The organism is Vibrio sp. 10N.222.52.C12, assembly GCF_041474215.1.
GTDB classification, from domain to species: domain Bacteria; phylum Pseudomonadota; class Gammaproteobacteria; order Enterobacterales; family Vibrionaceae; genus Vibrio; species Vibrio crassostreae_C.
On sequence record NZ_JBFRTR010000117.1, the window covers coordinates 1 to 410 of the forward strand.

At 38.3% G+C, this 410-nt stretch carries 1 pseudogene; it reads left to right on the forward strand.

Annotation, left to right across the window (positions count from 1 at the left end):
* Window positions 1–136: 136 nt before the first annotated feature.
* A pseudogene (locus tag AB4623_RS20080) lies at window positions 137–410 on the forward strand (acetate kinase); the annotation flags it as partial.

Below are 410 nucleotides of genomic sequence, written 5' to 3' on the forward strand. Positions count from 1 at the left end.
GATCAACTTAATTGTGTTCATTTAGTGATTTTTTCAAAACAAAAGTTGAAAGATTCAAAAATTATTGAATAATGGACTTAACTAAAATTGAAGTAAACACTTCATCCAATTCGTACTGAAACAGGATCCATATCCAATGTCTAATTCGTTTGTTCTGGTTATTAACTCGGGTAGTTCATCCCTAAAATTTGCTGTAATCGATTCTGTTTCTGGTGAAGCAGTATTAAGTGGCCTAGGGGAGTGTTTTGGTCTTGAAGATGCTCGTATGAGCTGGAAATTCCAAGGCGAGAAAACTGAAATTGCCATTCAAGGTGAAGATAACCACCACAAAATTGCCATTGGCAAATTGGTTGGCCTGATGGAAGACCTAGGCTTCACGGCTGATATCGTGGCTATCGGTCACCGTATCG